The following is a 19,282-nucleotide window of genomic DNA, read 5'->3' on the forward strand; positions in this document are numbered from 1 at the left end:
TGCGTCGAACAAAAAATTCTTAGAACCACTGATGCGTTTTGCGCGCGACGACGTGAGGGACCATATAGCCTGATCCAAAATCGATCCCCGATCTCCATAATGGCGCTGTCAACCGATGGAGCAGCGGAGAGGCCTAGAGATTAGCTTTCGCGAGATTTCGACTTTTGCAACAATATCGGCCATAAGCAGAAGCCGGTTATTCTATTACCTCGTCGGCGCGGCCCAGCAGCGTTGGCGGCATTGCGAGCCCAAGGATTTTTACTGTCTTCAAGTTGACTGCAAGTTCAAATCGGGTTGGCTGCTCTACCGGGAGGTCACTTGGCTTGGTTCCTTTGAGGATTCTAGCAACGTATCCGGCGGATCGGCGGTACATTTCAGGAAAACTGGGACCATAGGATATTAGACCGCCATCGCGGATGTAGGCTACCGCTTCCCAAATCGAAGGCAACCGATATTGGGAGCATAGGTCGATTAACCGCTTGCGGTTGAAGTTGATAAACGGTGACGCTAATCCTGCGACGCCATTCACGTTTTGCTGCAAAGCCTCTGCGAATATATCAGCGAGTTTGCCAACGTCGGCTACCTTACCAACCACTATTTCGAGCCCTAGTCCGCTCGCGCTCGATTTCGCTTGTTCCAAGCCAATGGTCGAGCCCATGGTCGGGTCATGTAACAGCATGACTTTTGTGATACCCGGCACACCCTCCTTCAAGATTTGTAGTCGTTTGCTCTCGAGATCGGTGCCAATCATAGAAAGGCCGGTGATATTTCCGCCAGGTCGCGCCAGACTTTGTACAAATCCATCGCTGATCGGATCGCTCAGAATGGCGAACACAATCGGCGAACTAACTTTGGCCTCAAGCAATGCTCGTAGCGGCTGTGGCCCAGCCGTGACAATTACACTGAGATTGCGTTTTGCCAAATCCGCTGCGTGTTGCCGTAGCCGATCCGGGTTACCTTCACCCCACAAGTAATCTACCCTGATGTTCTGGCCATCGATCAGTCCATTTTCTGTCAGCCCAACTTTGAACTGTTCGATTTGACGAGGATCGAGGGACGCTGGGCTAGACGCTCCGAGATAAGCAATGCGGGGGACAGGTACAGCCTTCTCCTCGGCTTGTGCCATGAGTGGCCACGCGATTACCGTGCCGCCCGCAAGAGTAATGAAATCCCGTCGCCTCATGCGCTAGTTCCCGCGGCCTAGTGGTACCACGTTAGTCGGTCTGGCAACCTCGCGAAAGGACGAAATGCGCTAAGGGGCAATTGCGGAATTGCCGGAGCGAGCGCTCGTGCTCAGCTATGGGCGGCGAGTTCAACCGCTCGCTGCAACACATTCTGCGAACTTCTCAGCCAGCGTCTGATAGAGCAAGGTCCTTCCCGGCCTTTCATTGAGCTGCCTTGCGTTGGCCCTGAGCTTGGCCTGGCTGTGCAGGTACAGATCGGTGCCGCGCGGAAGATATTGGCGCAGTAATCTGTTGGTGTTTTCGCTTGGCCTGCGCTGCCGGGAGATCGAGGATCACAAAAGTAAACCTTGACTTCGGTGGCCAAATGTCCGCTTGGGCCAGCAGCGGACCTTCCTAAGTCGCGGGAAAGGGTACGAGTTGACTTTGATGGCCGGCAACGGCACGACGCTCCATCTGGGTTTCTTGCCAACTCACGTGGCAAGCCTTTATCAATAGTTGCCGAAAGTTCGATCAAGCTCAGTTGGGCGGCCTCGCGCCGCGGTGCGGCGTGTCTTGAAGGAAGGCGCAATAACCGGCGACACGGCGCCCGTCGACGAACATCAGCGCGCGATCGGAGGGCTTCCGTTATCTGAGGACCGGCTGTGTCGGAGCGAAGCTCCGAAACGGATCATCGGAAGTTGAGAGTCCTCGATTGGCGCCGGGGGGCGGAGTGGGGCCGGGGAATGGGTTTCGCCAGGCTTCCTCGCTTGCGCGATTGCAGAAATCCGGATGGCTGCATTCGCTTACCGAGCCTTGCCCCGTCGTGCGACCGAGTGCCCGCCTTGCAGGGTGGGATCGGCGGGGCGCGTGGCGTGGAGGTGGAGCTTGCATTGCGGAGTGGGAGGTGTAGTCCCGGTCTCGAACCTTCTTGGAGTCCACCTGGGAGTCCATCCGTGCCTGCGCGTTTCTCCCCTGTTCCCAGGTCTTAAATTGCCGGAATAATGCTTCCTTATCGGCCTCCGACTGGATGTTGGCGACGGCTAGGTTCTCTTGCAGGAATGCCTCAAAGTCTCGCTTTACCGGTTCGACGCCGTGTTGGTCGAGCCATTGCTGCGCGAGCGGCAGGCGATTCCAGCCCGCGAGTGGTGCCGTCAGGGAGACCTCCTTCCACTTGGGATGAAAGGGCGGGTTCTGCAAATCGGCGAATTTCGAGAAGAAGGCGTCAACGAACAGGGCGAGCTTGCGACGGCGTTCAGTGTTGGGTGCCCAATTGTATGCTGCGAGCACCGCCGGCACCGCGATCGTTTCCACCGTTTCCCCCTCGGGAATCAGGTTCGGATAGTCTTTCGATGTCAACGTCGCCGGCAGATAATCGCTCTGCAGGGGCTTCGAATAGTCGACCGCAGCAAGATGAAAGGGGCCGCCGTCATTCTTGAAGGCACTGACAGACAGGTATGGCTTGCCGCCCACCACGATGACGGCGTCGAGTTCGCCCTTCTTCAACTTTTCCATTGCGATCCGCTGCTCGATATAGACGAAGTTCGCTTTGATCCCGAGCCGCTCGAAAACTGTCAGTGCAGTCACAAACGTGCCGCCATTGGGCAGGTCGACGCTCACCGTCTTGCCTTCGAGATCGCTCAGAGTCTTGACTGCCTTCGGTGCGATGACCTGCATCTCCTCATTGTAGAGCTTAGTCACATAGGTAAACTGCTTCTTGATGTTGTTGGCGATGCCCTTCTTCTCGAGATAGTCGAGCGTGTCGGCCCGCACGATTCCGAGATCGACGCCTTTAAGAAAGAGGATGTCGGCGATGCTCTGCACCGAGCCTCGACCGGTGATCGGCAGGACGCGCAGCTTACCGTCGTCGTCGAGCACGGAAGCGAGGTCTGCACCGAACTGCACATAGGTGCCACCGATCGTGCCAGTAAGCAGCGTGACCGTGTTGGCGTTCATTGCCTTCTTGGTCGAGACCGAGCCGAATTGGAAAACTGCCTTCAGGCTGTCACTAACCTTGGCCGGGTCATACTCGGTCTGTCCGGCATGGGCCGCAGATCCGGAAGCCATCAAGATCATCGCGGCAATCATTCCAAGGAGTTGACGCACAACATCCTCCTGGCATGTGGGACCTGCCACACGGACACAACCTCTCGAACCTTTGATCGTTCCCATGGCGCCCAGTGGAACACTGGACCGAACACTTCTGCTCCGGGTCAAAATGCGAAGAACTCAGAGTGAGCAAATCCAGTCCACTCCGCCCCACTAAGCGGACCTTAATGAGGGGTGTCGTCACTTCACTGATGGGCCGTGACCGGACTCTTGGCGTCGCGCCATGACTCAGCTCAGATCGCAGGAATTACGGCAATCCGGTGAATAACAATTAGAGCGGGGGCGGCTCCGGCTTCGGGCCGAAAGCCCTCGCCGTATCCCGCTGAGGGCGGTTCACTTTGGATAGAGCGAGTTGTCGTGCATACTCCAGGTCACCAGTTACCTTGTATTGCGGGCTTGTCAGTGAGGCGAGAAACGCCACCATGTCATCGATCTCCGGCTCCGTCAGCGCCAACGGCTGCATGTCCTTGTCGAGCCAGGGGTTCGTGATTCCATCGCCCTTGTTGTAGTGATCCATTACGTCCCACAGGGTCTGCATCGACCCGTCGTGAAAATAGGGTCCGGTCACGAGAACATTTCGTAGGCCCGGCGTCTTGAACGACGCGATATCATCCTGCTTTCTCGTCACGAGGAAGCGCCCGAGGACCGACATCTCGCTCGTAATCGCCGCGGTGTCGATACCCGCCACATGTCCTTGCGCCAGCTCTCGCTCAGCCTGCTGCGCCAGGGGAACTACATGATGCCGGAGGATGCCGATGCCAACGTTGTGAAAATCGCTATCCAAGAAGAGGGCTGCGTCCGGCTGATTGTCCGTCAAAGCATGGCAGAGGTGGCAACGGGCCTTGGCGTTGAACAACTCCCAGCCGCGTTTGGCCGAGTCGCTGATGGCGTTGACGTCTCCGGCGATGAAATGGTCGAACGGGGAATCGAAGGAAGCCAGTGTCCGTTCGTACGCTGCGATAGCGCTCAACATATCCTGCTCGTTCACGTCCCGGCCGAAGGCCTGCATGAATTGAGTCTGATAGTCCTTGTCGCCGGCGATCCTGGACAGCGCATCGCCGATACTGACCGAGCCCATCTCGAACGGGTTCGTGATCGGCAGCGCAGCCTGCTGCTCTAGCGTATTGACCCGGCCGTCCCAGAATTGCGTCTTGTTATAGAGCGCATTCAACACGGTTGGGGCGTTACGTTGGCCGACGTGGCCATGGATACCGACTGACAGAGGCCTGCCGTCTGTGAAGGCCCGCGCCGGATCGTGGCAGGTGGCGCAGGAGACCGTACCGTCGCCTGAGAGCCGAGGCTCGAAGAACAGCTTCTGACCCAATGCGACTCTGGCAGGTCTGAGCGTGGACGGCGAGATAACATACTCGGTCAAAACCGTGGGGAAGCCGACCTGAATTGATGAACGGGGCTGGGCTAACGGGCCCGGCTTGGGCAGGGTCGGTGCCTGCCCCGGCGCCAGCGCGGGCGGTGCACCTACACCGGCGTCTTTCTCTTGGGCTCGCGCAGCAACTACCGCGAAGATATACGATAGGAGCAATAGTAGCACGAGGGATGTCGCGCGCATCATAAGTGGGCACCTCATAGCGGCGGCAGGGGCTCCAGCGGGCACTCAAGGCGCGCAGGGCCGAAGCAAGTCAAGAAATTCGCGACGCTTAATGTGTCCCAAGTCAGGCACTGGATATCGGTAGGACTATACACACCCCGTGGAGGGGTCGAAAGTCATTGGCCACGACCCCGAACCGGCCTGGCCCAATGTCGCAGTTGGGTCAATCGCGCCAGTCTGCCTCTGAGTTCGGGACTTCCGGTCTACCCCCGGCTTCGGACATGTCGTGGCACTGCGCCAACTGACGCGATGGGCCATGTGTGGACGGCTCCGGGTTGGCAAGAAGAATCTTCACTTTGCAGCATTGGTCGGAGCAGCCATGTGTTCGGCCTGTTTACGCGGTACGCATGACCGCTGGCCATAATGCCCTCCGCGGATCAGGTCCCGGTCAATAGCACGCATTCGACGATGCTGTGGCCCAAGTGGGTTGTCCTGATCGCCGGATCGACCCGGCGCTGCATTAGTGCTGTTCGCCCTTCCAACCGTTACGTCACACCCGGATGACCGGCTGTGATCTCGTTCACGCCGTAAGAGCGGCGGGTTCCTTGTAGTGTTCGCTCCTGGCCATCATCGCCCATGCCATCCTGGCGAGCTTATTGGCGAGTGCGATGGCCGCGACCTTGGTGGGGCGCCGCGCCAACAACGTAGTGAGCCAGGGCCGATGGCCCGTGCCATGGATTTTAGCATAGCGGATCACGGCGAGTGCGCCTGCCGTGAACAGGCGGCGCAAATAGCGATCGCCTTGCTTGCTGATACTGCCAAGCTTGCCCTTGCCCCCACTCGAGTTCTGCTTCGGCACGAGCCCAACCCAGGCCGAGAAGTCCCGTCCCGATCGGAAGGCGTTGGCATCGGCAACGCTCGCGACCAGCGCTGTTGCCAGCGCCGGCCCGACGCCCGGGATAGCGTCCAGCCGTTTACTCGTCGCACTTGATCGATGCCAGGCGATGATGCGTCGGTCGAACTCAAGGATTTGGACCTTCAGGGCCCGCAATTGGCTGCCGAGAGCCGCAAGACACGCGCGGGCCGCCTCTGGGAGCCGGCGATCAGCTGTATCGGCCACGACTTCCAGCAACTGCTCGACACCCCTGCGCCCGACGGGGGCGACAATCCCGAACTCGGCAAGATAGGCGCGGATTGAGTTGATGACGGCAGTCTGCTGGCGGATGAACAGATGGCGCGCTCGATGAAGCATCAGACAGCTCTGTTGCTCGACCGTCTTGGTCGGCACGAACCGCATGTTGGGTCTCGTGACCGCCTCGCAAATGGCCTCCGCGTCCGTGGTGTCGTTCTTCTGCCGCTTGACGTAGGGCTTCACATAAGCCGGCGGCATCAATCGCACCGTATGCCCAATGTCTCCAGCTCACGGGACCAATGGTGCGATGATGCGCAAGCCTCGATCCCCACCAGGCATGGCGGCAGTTTCCGGAAAAATGCCAGGACGTGCCGGCGCCTCAACCGACGGCGGATGACCACCTGGCCGGCTGCATCAACGCCATGCACTTGAAAGACCGACTTCGCGATATCCAGGCCGATTGTCGAAATTGACTGCATAGGATGCTCCTCCGAATCGTGGGAGCTTCAAAACGGCGCCCACTCCTTGGCGCTCTCGCGCCGGTGGAGGAGCCGTCCACAGCATCAGTAGCCGACGTCCAGCGGCGCGAAGCTGCTGTATCTAAATTTTATTTGATTGGTGGCGATGGATTGCGGACCTACATCAGCTTCCCGGATGATCCGGCTTTCTGGTGAGACTTAGTGGAGCTTCCCCCTCATGAACCCATCGGCCAAAATCGCTTTCGTACTCTTCGTGATCTTGGCCTCACCTGCCGCTTCGTTTGCGCGAGCTTCGGGTCAGGAGGAACATTTAAGACGTGTCGAACCAAATGTTGCTGCAACTAACGCGTTGGACAATATGTCGGTCGATCCGAGCTGGATCGGAAACGCTTCTAAGCTAGCTCCGATACCGCCGCCGCGCATATTCGTCCCTACGATCCCTCAGTTTAAGTGATTGCGAACGAGGGTTAGCGACTTTCGCGCCGCCACTGCTGAAGCCGCTAGGACCGCTGTGGGTCAAAATGCGAAGAACTCAGAGTGAGCAAATCCAGTCCACTCCGCCCCACTAAGCGGACCTCAATGAGGGGTGTCGTCACTTCACTGATGGGCCATGAGCCGGCATCGCTCCAATCAAGCGGCGATACTTGTCAGGCTTCTTAACGGCCGTAAGGGAAGCAGCGGTTGCGATCGAGTGTGAGACCGAAATGCGCTCCCAGTGCAGCGATGGCCGCGTCCTGCTGAGGATAAGGATCGGCATTGGATGCGGCAACGATGATGATCCGGAACCCGCCGCGATCTTTGCCACCCGGTGGCAGCATCGCTGTAGTTAGTGCATTGCCCTCCCTGTCGCGCAGCGTGAGGAAAAGCGGCATCTCTCGCTGTACATGGGCCTCGAGGCCGATGTCGCGCTCGATCGCGTTGGGCCGCTCGGGACGCCAGGACTGGACTGCCTTCTCCCGCTCATTGCGGAAATATTTCTCGACTGTGTGGCCCATCAGGCGCGACTCATGCGCCGCTTCACCTTCCGTCTCGATACGGAACCAGGCCTTACCCTTCGGCGCGTCGCAAACGTACCGCATTTCGCTCGTCCCGCGATCGCCGCAATTCTAGGGCGGCGGGCCTACAAAGCCAATGTGAGACTCGCTCCCGTGTATAGCGCTGCACGGTCAGAGGGGCCAAGAGTTCTCGATTGGACGTTGAAGTTCTAGTGAGCCCAAACAATACTAGGTCGACCGGAATAATCCTCTTCAAGGAGCGTCCCGATGCCTAACGTAAGGGAAAAGCAACGCGAAGCCCGCCGGAAGATCATTCGCCAATGGGCGAAGCTTCCGAAGGATAAACGGCAGTCTATCGAGGGGATTTCTGAATTCGCCAGGGCCGCCGCTCAGCAAAACGAGAACGCATTCGTCCCCAGTCGTCGCGATCCATATCAGAAGATCATGGGATGGCTATTGCCGCGTGCCCATCTCTGAACGACTGAGTCCTCTGCGCATTCTTCGAAGGCGACACCGAAATTTCGGCAAAGTCATCGAATGTCCTGCCGTGTCCGCTCCCCCGGCAGGGCCGTCACAAAGCGACGAGATAACTTTGAAGCTGAAAGCAACAATCATCGTCGTAGCGCTGCTAGCTGCAACGGCTGCACATGCCGAGACGATCGATCTGAAATGCTGGGCGCGGGGCCTTATGGGCGGCGAGCGCAACTCGGTCTACATAAATGGGGAACAGGTCACCGTTAATCTGGACGAGGGGACGATGCACTCTCGGACATTCGGAAGCAATTTGGCCGTCCACGTGACGGATACGCACTTGTTCTTTGAGACGGCGCTTACGCTCGGCAACATTTGGAAACATCTGTTCGACCCGACCGCTGTCTGGCAAGGTTTCATCAACCGCGTCGACGGCACGCTTAAGGGGCATAAACGCGACGGTACTGTCATCAGCGGGCACTGCCAGCTGGTCGGCTGAACCTGCCCATGTCGCAGATGGGTCAAAAGGGGAAATGCCCGACTGATTTTGCGTAGGTCTGCTTCAGCCCGAGAAGCGGCCGTAATCCGGCATTCTAAAACTGCCGGGACATAGCCGGGTGTGTTCGATTCTTCACCTTGATCCATTCCTTCGTGCGACCGGCAATGTAGCGGCGATCTCGCCGTTTCGAGACCAATCCCTCAAGGCCCATGCCACAGGCTGCCTTGAAGAGGTCCGGCCCCATCTCTCCGCCCTCAAATGGTGCGACAAAGATTCCGTCCGGCCGGGCGCGTAACAGGCGCGCTAGGTTGGGCTTGCGCATAGTCAACGGCAGCTGGCGCAGATCCTCGCCGCCGAGCGCCAGAATGTCGAACGCATAGAGCTGAACCTCGGCATCTTGCTTGCGAGAATGCAGGGCGTTGAAATCCGAGGCCCCATCGACGCCGAGGACCACAGCCTCGCCGTCGATGACGAATTGCTGCTCGCGGTTATTCAGCGCTGCCTGGACGATCCAGGGGAAGCGGTCCGTCCAGTTGTGGCCGTTCTTGGTAAGCAGCCGAACGTCGCGGCCCTTGCGCTCAACGCGCAGGCGATAGCCGTCATACTTGATTTCGTGGATCCAGTCGGGTCCGGCCGGCACCACCTTGGCAGCGGTCGGCAGGCAAAATTCGAACGCGTTACGCATAGGCCGCGGATAGGGTGTGAAGCCCGCAGAAGAAAGGGCCGCCTTGCGGGCGGCCTTGTCCAAAGTCTATCGACGCCGGTCAAAAAAATAGGTTAGAGCAGAGCCAGCCCGGGGAATGAAAATAAACAGGGACGCAAAAATGCCCGGTAGAGCGATGTGGAAGCAACCGTTTGTTTCAGGAATATTTCGTCGCTGCTGTTCCGTGAAGGAACACTCATAGCGTTGCGCAGGGGCAACGGAGGATGCCTACAAAGTTAATCTAGGCCACTCCACATTTGTTAGAGCGCGCGATGAATCCGCGAGCGGAGAGTATTCGCCGACGCCCAGCCTTGAGCCGGTGCGTCGTGGCGGTCCCGGCGTCTCCTTCCTCTCCAGCCCGGAGGCGCTTGGGGCCGCTCACACGGCACCTCAGTGTCGCCAGCCGTCCTTGTCGACTTCCACCCGATAGCCTTCCGGCATGCGCGGCACCTCACCTGCGCCAGTCGCGTTGCAGGCCGGGCAGGGTGCGCCAGCTCCGCCACAAGTGCAGGCACGCGGGCCGTCCCAGGGGCGGTCCGGGTGGTTCTCGCAAACCCAGCCGAGGTCGTCACAATTGGGGCATGACATCAGGCGACCCAGTGTAATGGCAGCGCTAGCTGCATGTCGAAGCGCCTAGTGGCGTTGGCGGCGATGAAATCTTGCAATGCAGACGGGACATCGGCGTCGGTGTCGGCTGCGCGCTGGGCCAGCGCGTCCGCGACGTCGGAAGTCGCATCCCGTGACCACCCCTCAACGGGATTGAAGGATACAATTCGGACTGGATAGGCGTACTGGCCGGACAGGAGATTTTGCAGGACGCCCTCAAGTTCGGTGTCAGCCTCATCCGTCTCGCGCCAGGCGCAACCGGCGCGCGCGCCGAAGTCTTCAAGTACCAGATAGATGCCGCGGTCGAGGCGGTCGGCCGGCACGATCGAGGGCGAGGAACGCATACGCTACTCCGATACTAAGGGCGGAGAGACGGCCCCGGCTCCGGAGGGATCAAGGGGGTAGGCCGGGGCCGCTCCGCCAGCTCCACAGCGAGCCAGCGATGACTCAAATATTCGCCGCCATTGTGTTCCCCTATGTTAGCCGATGGGGCGTGCCGCGCCGATCGTGCGGAACGTCGCGGCACAGGCCGCAGGAGCTGTCTTAAAGGCGGCGCCTGCGGCTTTCTTCGTTTGGCACCTTCTGTTTGCCTCGGCATTGTACGCGATGGGCGAAGCTGATTTTGGTCGGGACGGTGCTGATCGGCACCATAATCGCCGCGCTCGAATGGCGCTCGCTGTTTGGTTACTGGCGCGCCTCAAGACGCAGACCGTAAATTTCCCAATCGACAAGAAGTAAGGCAGTTGGACTGCTTCCGATTCACGGACGCTGTTCGTCTTCCAACTTCGGTGTCCTAAAGATCCCAATTTGCCAACTTTTCCCGACCGCGGTTACTACCCTTTAGTTGATCGGGGATATAACGGTGGGATCACTTCTGTTTACCCAATGCCCGCACAAAAAGAGCAAGAAGACCGAAGGGTCACCTTCGAGCATCCGTTGCCTGCGCAAATGATGGCCATCGATGGCACGTGGCGTCGCGCGTGCACGCTTAAGGAGGCCTCAAATGTCGGAGCAACACTTCAAGTTGAGACCTCGATTGAGGGGTTGACCCTGAACGAGTTCTTTCTTCTGCTTTCGTCCACAGGACTTGCCTATCGTCGCTGTCAACTCGAACGAGTAAATGGCGACGAATTGCAGGTCAGCTTCATCCGCCAAAAAGCTAAAGCCAAGAAATCCTCTGACCGGGCCTGAACCATCGTCTCGGAGATTGCCGAATTTTCCCGGCAACTCGGGAACTTTTGGCTTGTGTGCACTTTGTAACGTTCAGTGCGCGTGTGCCCCGGGGGAGACTTTGACCAAATGCTACCGATAGTCCTGGTGATCGAAGACGACGATGCGATTCAAAGTATTGTCGAGGAGGCTTTGAGCGAGGGGGCTTCGAGGCGGCCGTTGCCAAGACCGGCGAGGAGGCGGTGACGCTGCTTAAGGGGCACCTCATCCCGTACCGCGCTCTGGTGACTGACATCAACCTGTTAGGAAGGTTCAACGGCTGGGAGGTCGCGCGGGCGGCACGCGATGTCGATCCCAATTTTCCCGTGGTCTACATGTCGGGCGTGGCAGCCCACGAATGGCCCGCACAAGGCGTGCCCAACAGCATAATGCTTCAAAAACCGTTTGCCCCCGCGCAGCTTACAACGGCGGTCTCTCAGCTCCTTAACGAGCGCTCAGCGGCCGATTCAGGCAGGGCTGGAGGCGAGACATGACGCAGGCATCGATACTCCTTGTGGAAGATGAGGCGCTTATTCGAATGATGCTTGGCGAGATGGTCGAGGAACTTGGGCACCGGGTCATCGCTGAAGCGGGGAATGTAGATGATGGGCGATCTATCGCAGAGATCGAAGGATACGATCTCGCGATCCTCGACATCAATTTGCATGGCTCGAGCGTGGCGCGCGTTGCCGAAGCAGTAAGGAGCCGAGGACTGCCGTTCTTTTTCTTGAGTGGATACGGCAGCAGCGGCGTGCCGAACGGATTTGAAGGAACGCCCGTCTTAGTCAAACCGTGCACGCTGGATAAGCTCAAGCAGACAATCGAAGCTATCCTACCGAACGGCGAAACTTAGGTTCTGCCCGTGGGCTACCAAGCTTCGCGTGTTTCGCTGTGCGAAAAGTTCGGGAATTAGTTCGGTAATTTTGCCCGTGTTGCGTCGATATCGGCCGGCTTTGTCCGGCATCCGTTCTAAGCATAACGTGTACTGACAATATTTCTCGCTTGGCTTAACCCTTGGTTTGGCTTGGGTTTTTGCCCTGCTAAATTGGCGATCCCAGCAGGACTGACAGAATATCGGTAAATCAATCGGTTGTGGCCCAGGTTAGGCAATTTCGGTGTGATTGAATCGCATAGAGATTTTTGGCGATTGCCTAACCGGGTTAAAGTGGGCCGGGTAGCTAGCTCGTCCGAATACAACCGCACAACCGAATAAATCGCTTTAAGTTGTGGATGGAACAAAACGAAGGCCGCCCTGGTCGGCGACCCCGTTTTTCGGCGCCACCCGTCTTGTCCCGACCCTCATTTTTCTAAAGAGGCTCCCTGTGTCTGGGCGCTGCCAACCGTATTTGGTTCTGTGCGACCAACCAGTTCGATCGGCCCTTGCTTTATCGCGTCGTCATTGACGGGTGGCTGGCCTATGGGGCCGCCCTCAATGAGGGGCGCGCTCTGGGAGGGGGGCGCCACCGACCGGACTTCCATTTCAGCAAACCCGAGCAACGCGACATCGTGCTGGTCGAAGGCCACGGCATCGAAGGCGACGGGCACGCCGGTGCTCCTGCGCTTTGAACCCGTCCTCCCTCACGGCGTTCTGTTCGTAGAGGAACCCCTATGCCATACGCCCTGTTTGAAGACGACCAGAAGCTCAGCAAGGAATTCCCTACCGAGGAAGAGGTTTGGGCTCACGCCGAAGAGGCCGGCCTTGTTGATGTTGTCGCTAGCGTAACGAAGATGTTGGGCGCCATTTATGTACTCGCCGCCGGCTGGTCTGGTCCTCCGGAGGCGATACCCACATGCCTCCAACCTCGGAACTATCGAAGGGTGTTCGCTGCAGTGTCATTACTTTCGCTCGCCGCTACGGTGCATGCACTCTGCAGCGATCATGTTTCCGAAGCACTTCCGAGAAGCGTTAGACAGCTACATTCGTAATGCTGAGCTGTTTCCGTCAGGACTGATGCCAATAACGCCTTTTTTCCTCATCATCGAATGCGCTCTACTGATAGCGTAAAGACATAACCAACACCCCGCTCTGTGCGGATAATTGATGGGGAGCTCGGGTCGGATTCCAGCTTCCGACGCAACCGAAGCACCTGAACGTCGATGCTTCGATCAAAGATGTCCTCATGAACCCGCGTTGCCTGCAGGAGATATTCGCGAGACAGCGGGCTTTGCGGAGCGTCGACAAAAGCCATAAGTAGCGCGTACTCTCCTTTCGAGAGAGCGATCGGCTCGCCGCATGAGTTGGTCAGGCGACGCGATCGGCGATCGATCTGCCATTGTCCAAATCGCCAGAGACCGCTCTCCGGCCCGCGTTCTGTAAACGAGGCCCCGGCATCTCGACGCCTAAGAACCGCTTTGATACGAGCCAGAAGCTCCCTCAAGCCGAACGGTTTCGTCAGATAGTCATCTGCCCCCAATTCTAACCCGACGACCCGATCAATCTCGTCCCGCCGATGACCCGTCGTAATGATGACTGGCACCTTCTAGGAAAGAGGCGCGGCTCTATAGAACCCTGCTGTATATAGCGTCGTTGTCATTGGTAGCATTTCTCGTCCATCTCGGTATCCGGCTGAGGTCGCGCACTAACGCTCTTACGAGACGGGCGGATCTAGAGCATCTGCTTTTAGAAATCTCAATGAAGTTCATCAACGCGATGCCAGAGCGCATTGATGTCGAAATTGAACGAGCCGTTGCCTTGTTTGCAGAGCGTATCGGTTGTGATCGCGCATACCTTCTTGTATCTGGCTCAACGAGGCACTCATATCTTTGGCAAAGGCCCCGCCGAGACTTTCCGGCCGGCTGGCCGGATACAGCGGCGCATCTCGCGGTGCAGATGGGAGCTGAACAGGATGGCGCGGTCCACGTGGCTCACGTCAGTCGGTTGCCGGCAGGGCTGAATAAGTCCACTCTAGATGGCGTCGGGATCAGCGGATGGGCATGTGCGATGAGCATTGATCGTCAGGGACGGCTGATAGCGCTAGGCGTTGATGTGATCGGCCAAGATTGCCATCTCTTCGAGGTGGGCGAGCTCGTCCTGCTGCGAATGGCGCTTGATACCTTCATCCATGCCACCAACCGCCGGTCTATCGAGGAGGAGCGCGTTCGCCTCCGCAGGCGCCTGCAGCAATCCGCCCGAATGGAAGTGATCGGGACCTTTGCGAGCGGCATAGCACACAACTTCAACAACATTCTGGGCGGAATCTTAGGTCACACCGAGGTGATGGAGGAGTTGGCCCGTGGCGCCGCCATTGAGAGTCATGTTGGCGGCATACGGCGAAGCGCAGAGCGAGCGCGTGATCTCATCAGCCAAATTTTGGCTTTCGGTCGATGCCGCGAGATCCGTTGTAATCCGATCAGCATTGCTGAGCTGGTCAAGGAGACCATTGCGCTGCTGCGCGTTTCGCTACCTTCTCGAGTTGAACTAGTGATCGGGGATTGTCCGGATAGTGTGACCGTCGATGGAGAAGGTGCGCAATTGCAACAGGTGCTCATGAACCTTTGTCATAATGCTGCGAATGCCATAGCACATGCGGGTCGGATTGAGGTGGTTATGGAGCTCTGCAAGGAGTTGGAAGGGATTTCCCTTAGTCACGACAAGATTGAGTCCGGACAGTACGTCCGAATTTCCGTGATCGACACAGGCAAAGGCATGGAGGCCGCTGTTCTGGACCGGCTTTTCGAACCCTTCTTTACGACGCGACCAGAAGGAAATGGGTTAGGACTAGCGACGGCGCGCGAAATCGTTCGTGACCATGGCGGAGGGATCAATGTTCAGAGCCGTCAAGGAGAGGGAAGTCGGTTCGATGTATGGCTGCCGCTGGCCACAGCAGTCCAACCTGCCGAACCCGACCTAGCAGCGCATCCGCTCGGAGCGGGGGAAGTTGTGATGCTGGTCGCGACCGATAGCGATCGGCTACTCGGAGATGAAGAAAGACTTGCCGCATTGGGTTACGAGGCCGTTGGTTACATGACAGCAGAAGCGGCTCGCGAGGCCGTTGAGGTGAGCCCCGGCCGCTTCGATTTTGTGATTTTAGGGCAGCTCGGTTCGCTTACCAAATCGCTCGAATTGGCGACGGATCTCCACCGATCACTTCCGTCGATACCTATTGTCCTCGCGACGAGGGGATCTTCGGAAATTGGGGCGGAGACGCTCGTGGCAGCTGGGATTGCGGACGTAGTTAGGTGGCCAATCGTTGTGGAGGAGATCGCGACTGCGCTGTCACAGTTCTCAAAGAAAGGCGAATCGACGAGTTCAGTGTGGTCGCAGACCGCGACATTCGAGTCTTCTTCCAGAGCAACCGCTGAATGATCGACAGATAGAAATGGTGGCCTTCAGGGGAATGTTCACGCCGGCAAGCGCTGTTGCGGCTCCCAGTTCGCGCCGGGTTACCTGACGCGTCCAGCCGCCTGCCTCAAGCCGCATATGCGCATCAGACAACGAAAAGCATAGGTTGGGTAGAAATCTGTGATCGGTCGCCGATGGTACATGTATGTCGGGGTGCTGTTGGTCTCGTGCCAAGTTGCGAGGTCCGAAATCAGCCGCGACCCGGTCGGCGCGGCTACGCATTCGTTGCGTCGGTTTCCAAATGTCGCTCGTTGCGATGTTCGGGATGGAGTGCGGTTTTGGAAGCCCGGCGGAAGTGAAATCTTTTCAGTCACTAGATGCGCTTGCTGCAACTTGACCCGTGTCGCCCGATGCGGTGACGGCACGGGTTGCGATCGTTTGGCGATCCGCCTCCTTGGATGGCCTTGGCGCGATAATCAATTTGTCGCCATCGAGGCTGCGTGTTCTCGGTTGGCCAATTTGGGCTGCAATCGCCCGATGTCGCGGATAATTTCAGCCCGGGTATCAATGACGCGGAATTCTTCAGACATCAGCAAGGCCCGTCGGCGGAATCTGTCCGTATCGAGAACAGCCCGCACGGCCTCGTGGAGGGCCTGGGGTGTCGGCGCGTTTGTCTTAAGATCAATTCCGACCTCGGACCACCCGACCCGCATGTTGACGTCGGCCTTGTCTTCGGTCAGCCCGGCGCAGACCAATGGAACGCCGAAGCTCATCGCTTGATTGACGCTGCCATAGCCACCGTTCGTGACAAGCACGTCGACCCGGGGCAGGATCCATTCAAATGGTAGATAATTGGCGAGGCGTGCATTGGCCGGGATCGGGCCCGGGATATCCTCGGCTGACCGCCCGCCTGCTGTGACGACGACGAGGAGGTCAGGCTCGTTAGCTAAGGCAGCCAGAGTCGGCATAATCAGGAGGTTGAAGTCGTGGTTCGCGACGGTTCCTTGAGTGACGAGGACAACTTTGCGCTTGCCGTCTAAGTCTGCCGCCCAAGGCGGAAGCGATGCCTGGTTCGGCATAATCGGCGGCGTGCCGATGAACTTCACCGATTTCGGTAATGCCCGCGGAAATTCGAAACTGGGAACTGTCAGCTGCCAGTATGTATCGGAAAGCCTCACCATCGCTTCGAATGGCGAACTTGCAAGCGGTCCCAGTCCCAACTCTTGGAGGCTTCGGTTCAATCGCAGTGCAAGGGGCTGATGAACGATTCTGTCGTGGTCCCGAATGGTTGCGGCATGTTCAGCCGGGCTGGATGCCGGTGGTAATCCTAGAAAGTCGGGCGCTCCGTCTTCCCGTGGCCAATGCAGGATGGAGGTGCCGAAGCAGGCGACGGGTGGCCGGCTCGATCTAGGCTGCAGGAGCATCGGCAGTAGCCCGAGGAAGCAGTCGTCCCCGATGACAACGTCGGCGGGGACTTCCTGTAGCACCTCTTGCAATCCGTGGTGCTGCGTTGGAATGTGGTCGACGAACAATCGCTCGAGAATGATGCGAAGTAGCTCCAACCCGGGAGGCAAAGTCTTGAACTCGGGATACTTCGAGAAAGGGTCGACGACGTCCTGATCCGCGCTCGCGGGAATAGGCCGGAATGTGGCTCCTATCGCTTCGATACGTTCCTCGAAGGCGCGCCCTGTGAATGCAAACACTTCATGACCTTCGGCCAAGAGAACTCGTGCAATCCCAAGCATTGGATTGACATGTCCTGGCGCCGGAGTGGTTGCGATGACGATTTTCATGGATCCTCTTTTCCTAGCCGAATCTAAGAAGCGGCTACATACCGTTCGCTGCAGTCGAGATCGCTGCGCCCTAAGATTTTAGAGCATTGATTGCAATTCGATGTCGGATCGGCGGGAGTCTGCTACGATCGCAATCAAAATGCGAACTTATGTAGCGGTGCTGTAGCGCTGATGAACGATCAAACTTATCGCCTTAGAGACTTACGAGCGGTGAGCGATCTAGCCGGCCGGGCATTTGATTGCTGCCGTGCAATGACCCAAGTGCAGTCATGAATTACGATCTTGCAAGAACTTCACGGGGCTTCGAAGAAAATGGACCTAGAAGGCCGGTCGACAGAGAGATTTCGATCTCTCTCTCTGTCTCTCTGGAAGATCGGATGACCTAAGCCGAGAAGGAGGCTAGATGGCGTGGTTGATAGAATTCAAGAACGTTGCGCCACTGGCTAATCGTGCGCCTGATGTCATCGTTCGCGCCGGGGCGCATATCTTACTGACCGAGGTCGAAAGAGCCTTGATTGCGCACCCGATGGTGTTGGATGCTGCGGCATTTGGTGTGCCCGATCCTATGCTGGGTCAGCGCGTTGCGGCCGTTGTTCAGCTAAAGAGCGAAGGTGACGACGCTATAATCGATAAGATCCTGGCAACGGCCGGGATGCATCTGCCCGAGCACAACCTTCCCGATCTATTGACGGTCGTTGACGCGGTGCCCCGTGACCCGTTCGGGAACATCGACCGTGAGGCTATCGCACAAGCGGTTCTTGGAATTCCTATCCATGCAAACGAGAAGTAAGTCACGGTCCTATGGACACAGCAATCATACACTTTTGCTCATTCGACTGCTCGGCGATGGAGTTGGGCGCTTATCTCCGCTTTGGCTCGACATTTAGTACATTGGGATCAACGTACAGAAGCAGCAGCGATAATCGTCTCGGAGGACGCATCAAGTCACCCAAGCCCGAATGTCCGCCTCACTCCTAAATCGGTCACTTGACTACGGTCAGGAATTGGAATGTATCAGTCATTTGATAGCTAATCTTGGGAATTTATCCCAATTTTTTCTATCATGCCCGCAGGCTTTGAGATTTTTGGCCTAGCGGGTGGGACTAGAATTGGCTGTCCGTCCTTCTTAACAGATTATGAAGTCTCTTAACCTGAAGTCGGCCGGCTGCTGACGACCTTGGAGCTCGGCTCAACGCCGGGCTTCAAGTATCGGCTAAAGGAAACAAAAAAAGGAGAGGAAACAATGCGCGCTCTGAGGATGATCCTTGCAGCAGCCGTCGCTGTAGTCGTTGGCGCAACTGTCGCCACTGCACAGGAAGATACCGCAAGCTATCCCAATCGACCGATCAAGATCATCGTTCCGTTCGCCGCTGGAGGGACGACAGACGTCCTTGCCCGAATCGTCGGGCAGGCGCTGACCGCCAAGTGGGGGCAGCCCGTTATCATCGAGAACCGTGCTGGAGCTGGTGCAACGATCGGCGCTGATATGGTCGCGAAATCACCACCCGATGGCTACACATTGTTGATGGGCGCCACCCATCACAGCATCGCGCAAAGTGCTTACTCCAGAGTGCCTTATGACTTCGGGCGCGACTTCTCGCCGGTAACGGTCATTGCTCTTGTGCCCAACATGGTGGTCGTCAACGCCAAGGTGCCGGCGAGGACCATCGAAGAATTCATCACTCTGGCAAAACAGAAGCCCGGCAGCTTGAACTACGGCACTGCTGGCGCCGGCACCGCGCATCACCTCATCGGCGAAATGTTCAAGTTGAAGACTGGGACGGATATCGTTCACGTACCCTATCGCGGAAGCGCGCCCGCACTGGCCGATTTGATGGGGGGGCAGGTGCAGGTTATGTTCGATACCGTCACGTCCGGTTTACCACAGGTCAGGGACGGCATGACGCGGGCGCTCGCTGTCACGACGGCGCGGCGTTCGTCGGCACTTCCCGACGTGCCAACGCTCGCCGAGGGTCCTATTCCTGGATTTGATGTCGGGACTTGGTTCGGCTTATTGGCGCCCGCAGATACGGCCCCCTCCATCGTCGAGAAACTGAATCATCAGGTGGTCGAGATCGTCAACTCGCCGGAGGCGAGAGCACGCATGCAAGAACTCGGGGCCGAACCGGTCGGAAATTCCTCTGTCGAAATGGCCGCTCAGATCAAGAAGGAGCTTGAGACGTTCGGCACCTTGACCAAACAACTTCAATTGGTGGTGGATTGAGCCAAGGGCTTTTTCTTTCCAATTAATGTCCGAGCTTGTTCCCCGCATCATAAGAGTCGGTGGCGAGCGCGATG

The 19,282-nt window shown here is 57.8% G+C and carries 14 protein-coding genes and 4 pseudogenes; 8 read left to right on the plus strand and 10 right to left on the minus strand.

The features are described from left to right. Nucleotides 1-196: 196 nt before the first annotated feature. The 5 genes and pseudogenes from AB7245_RS13120 to AB7245_RS13140 all read right to left on the minus strand — a co-directional run bounded on the left by AB7245_RS13120 (nucleotide 197) and on the right by AB7245_RS13140 (nucleotide 7,505). Nucleotides 197-1,183, minus strand: coding sequence for an ABC transporter substrate-binding protein (locus tag AB7245_RS13120; RefSeq protein WP_439034309.1), 987 nt, complete (start codon nucleotides 1,181-1,183; stop codon nucleotides 197-199). A 955-nt stretch (nucleotides 1,184-2,138) separates the two neighbouring features. Then, nucleotides 2,139-3,266: pseudogene (locus tag AB7245_RS13125) on the minus strand (TAXI family TRAP transporter solute-binding subunit); the annotation flags it as partial. 274 nt (nucleotides 3,267-3,540) lie between these two features. Beyond that, the gene (locus tag AB7245_RS13130; RefSeq protein WP_439034310.1) at nucleotides 3,541-4,593 is read right to left on the minus strand and encodes a cytochrome-c peroxidase; all 1,053 of its coding nucleotides are present in this window, start codon (nucleotides 4,591-4,593) and stop codon (nucleotides 3,541-3,543) included. An 802-nt stretch (nucleotides 4,594-5,395) separates the two neighbouring features. Next, nucleotides 5,396-6,426: pseudogene (locus AB7245_RS13135) on the minus strand (IS110 family transposase). Between the two features lie 656 nt (nucleotides 6,427-7,082). After that, nucleotides 7,083-7,505: a hypothetical protein gene (locus AB7245_RS13140; protein ID WP_439034311.1), complete on the minus strand. Its 423-nt coding sequence runs from the start codon at nucleotides 7,503-7,505 to the stop codon at nucleotides 7,083-7,085. Between the two features lie 183 nt (nucleotides 7,506-7,688). On the opposite strand from AB7245_RS13140, the gene AB7245_RS13145 reads away from it, so the two are divergent. Next, on the plus strand, nucleotides 7,689-7,898 hold the full coding sequence (locus AB7245_RS13145; protein WP_439034312.1) for a hypothetical protein: 210 nt from the start codon (nucleotides 7,689-7,691) through the stop codon (nucleotides 7,896-7,898). A gap of 115 nt (nucleotides 7,899-8,013) precedes the next feature. Then, the gene (locus AB7245_RS13150) at nucleotides 8,014-8,391 is read left to right on the plus strand and encodes a hypothetical protein (protein WP_439034313.1); all 378 of its coding nucleotides are present in this window, start codon (nucleotides 8,014-8,016) and stop codon (nucleotides 8,389-8,391) included. A gap of 94 nt (nucleotides 8,392-8,485) precedes the next feature. Here AB7245_RS13150 and AB7245_RS13155 read toward each other — a convergent pair whose 3' ends face one another. Next, the gene (locus AB7245_RS13155) at nucleotides 8,486-9,076 is read right to left on the minus strand and encodes an ATP-dependent DNA ligase (protein WP_439035726.1); all 591 of its coding nucleotides are present in this window, start codon (nucleotides 9,074-9,076) and stop codon (nucleotides 8,486-8,488) included. A gap of 605 nt (nucleotides 9,077-9,681) precedes the next feature. Further along, nucleotides 9,682-10,044, minus strand: a complete 363-nt coding sequence (locus tag AB7245_RS13160) for a hypothetical protein (protein WP_439034314.1) — start codon at nucleotides 10,042-10,044, stop codon at nucleotides 9,682-9,684. Between the two features lie 463 nt (nucleotides 10,045-10,507). Here AB7245_RS13160 and AB7245_RS13165 point away from each other — a divergent pair, with 463 nt between their 5' ends. From AB7245_RS13165 to AB7245_RS13175, 3 genes and pseudogenes are all read left to right on the plus strand, one after another. After that, complete coding sequence (locus AB7245_RS13165; protein WP_439034315.1) at nucleotides 10,508-10,891, plus strand: hypothetical protein; 384 nt, start codon at nucleotides 10,508-10,510, stop codon at nucleotides 10,889-10,891. Nucleotides 10,892-10,999: 108 nt separating this feature from the next. Further along, nucleotides 11,000-11,403: pseudogene (locus AB7245_RS13170) on the plus strand (response regulator). Continuing rightward, complete coding sequence (locus AB7245_RS13175) at nucleotides 11,400-11,762, plus strand: response regulator (protein ID WP_439034316.1); 363 nt, start codon at nucleotides 11,400-11,402, stop codon at nucleotides 11,760-11,762. The pseudogene AB7245_RS13170 and the gene AB7245_RS13175 overlap by 4 nt, the downstream one beginning before the upstream one ends. Nucleotides 11,763-12,208: 446 nt before the next feature. Here AB7245_RS13175 and AB7245_RS13180 read toward each other — a convergent pair whose 3' ends face one another. Further along, nucleotides 12,209-12,454 carry a hypothetical protein gene (locus tag AB7245_RS13180; protein ID WP_439034317.1) on the minus strand — a complete coding sequence of 82 codons (246 nt, stop codon included), beginning with the start codon at nucleotides 12,452-12,454 and terminating at the stop codon, nucleotides 12,209-12,211. A 431-nt stretch (nucleotides 12,455-12,885) separates the two neighbouring features. After that, a pseudogene (locus AB7245_RS13185) lies at nucleotides 12,886-13,386 on the minus strand (winged helix-turn-helix domain-containing protein); the annotation flags it as partial. 155 nt (nucleotides 13,387-13,541) lie between these two features. On the opposite strand from AB7245_RS13185, the gene AB7245_RS13190 reads away from it, so the two are divergent. Beyond that, a complete protein-coding gene (locus AB7245_RS13190; RefSeq protein ID WP_439034318.1) occupies nucleotides 13,542-15,215 on the plus strand; it encodes an ATP-binding protein in 1,674 nt (557 codons plus the stop codon). Nucleotides 15,216-15,667: 452 nt separating this feature from the next. Here the strand turns inward: AB7245_RS13190 and AB7245_RS13195 are convergent, their stop codons facing one another. Continuing rightward, entirely contained in the window at nucleotides 15,668-16,984 is a 1,317-nt protein-coding gene (locus AB7245_RS13195) for a glycosyltransferase (protein ID WP_162479072.1), read from the minus strand. Nucleotides 16,985-17,387: 403 nt separating this feature from the next. On the opposite strand from AB7245_RS13195, the gene AB7245_RS13200 reads away from it, so the two are divergent. After that, the gene (locus AB7245_RS13200) at nucleotides 17,388-17,774 is read left to right on the plus strand and encodes an AMP-binding enzyme (RefSeq protein ID WP_162479073.1); all 387 of its coding nucleotides are present in this window, start codon (nucleotides 17,388-17,390) and stop codon (nucleotides 17,772-17,774) included. Nucleotides 17,775-18,227: 453 nt separating this feature from the next. Beyond that, entirely contained in the window at nucleotides 18,228-19,208 is a 981-nt protein-coding gene (locus tag AB7245_RS13205) for a tripartite tricarboxylate transporter substrate binding protein (RefSeq protein ID WP_162479074.1), read from the plus strand. Nucleotides 19,209-19,282 lie beyond the last annotated feature (74 nt).

It is taken from the genome of Bradyrhizobium sp. 604_D8_N2_3 (genome assembly GCF_051810765.1).
GTDB lineage: Bacteria > Pseudomonadota > Alphaproteobacteria > Rhizobiales > Xanthobacteraceae > Bradyrhizobium > Bradyrhizobium barranii.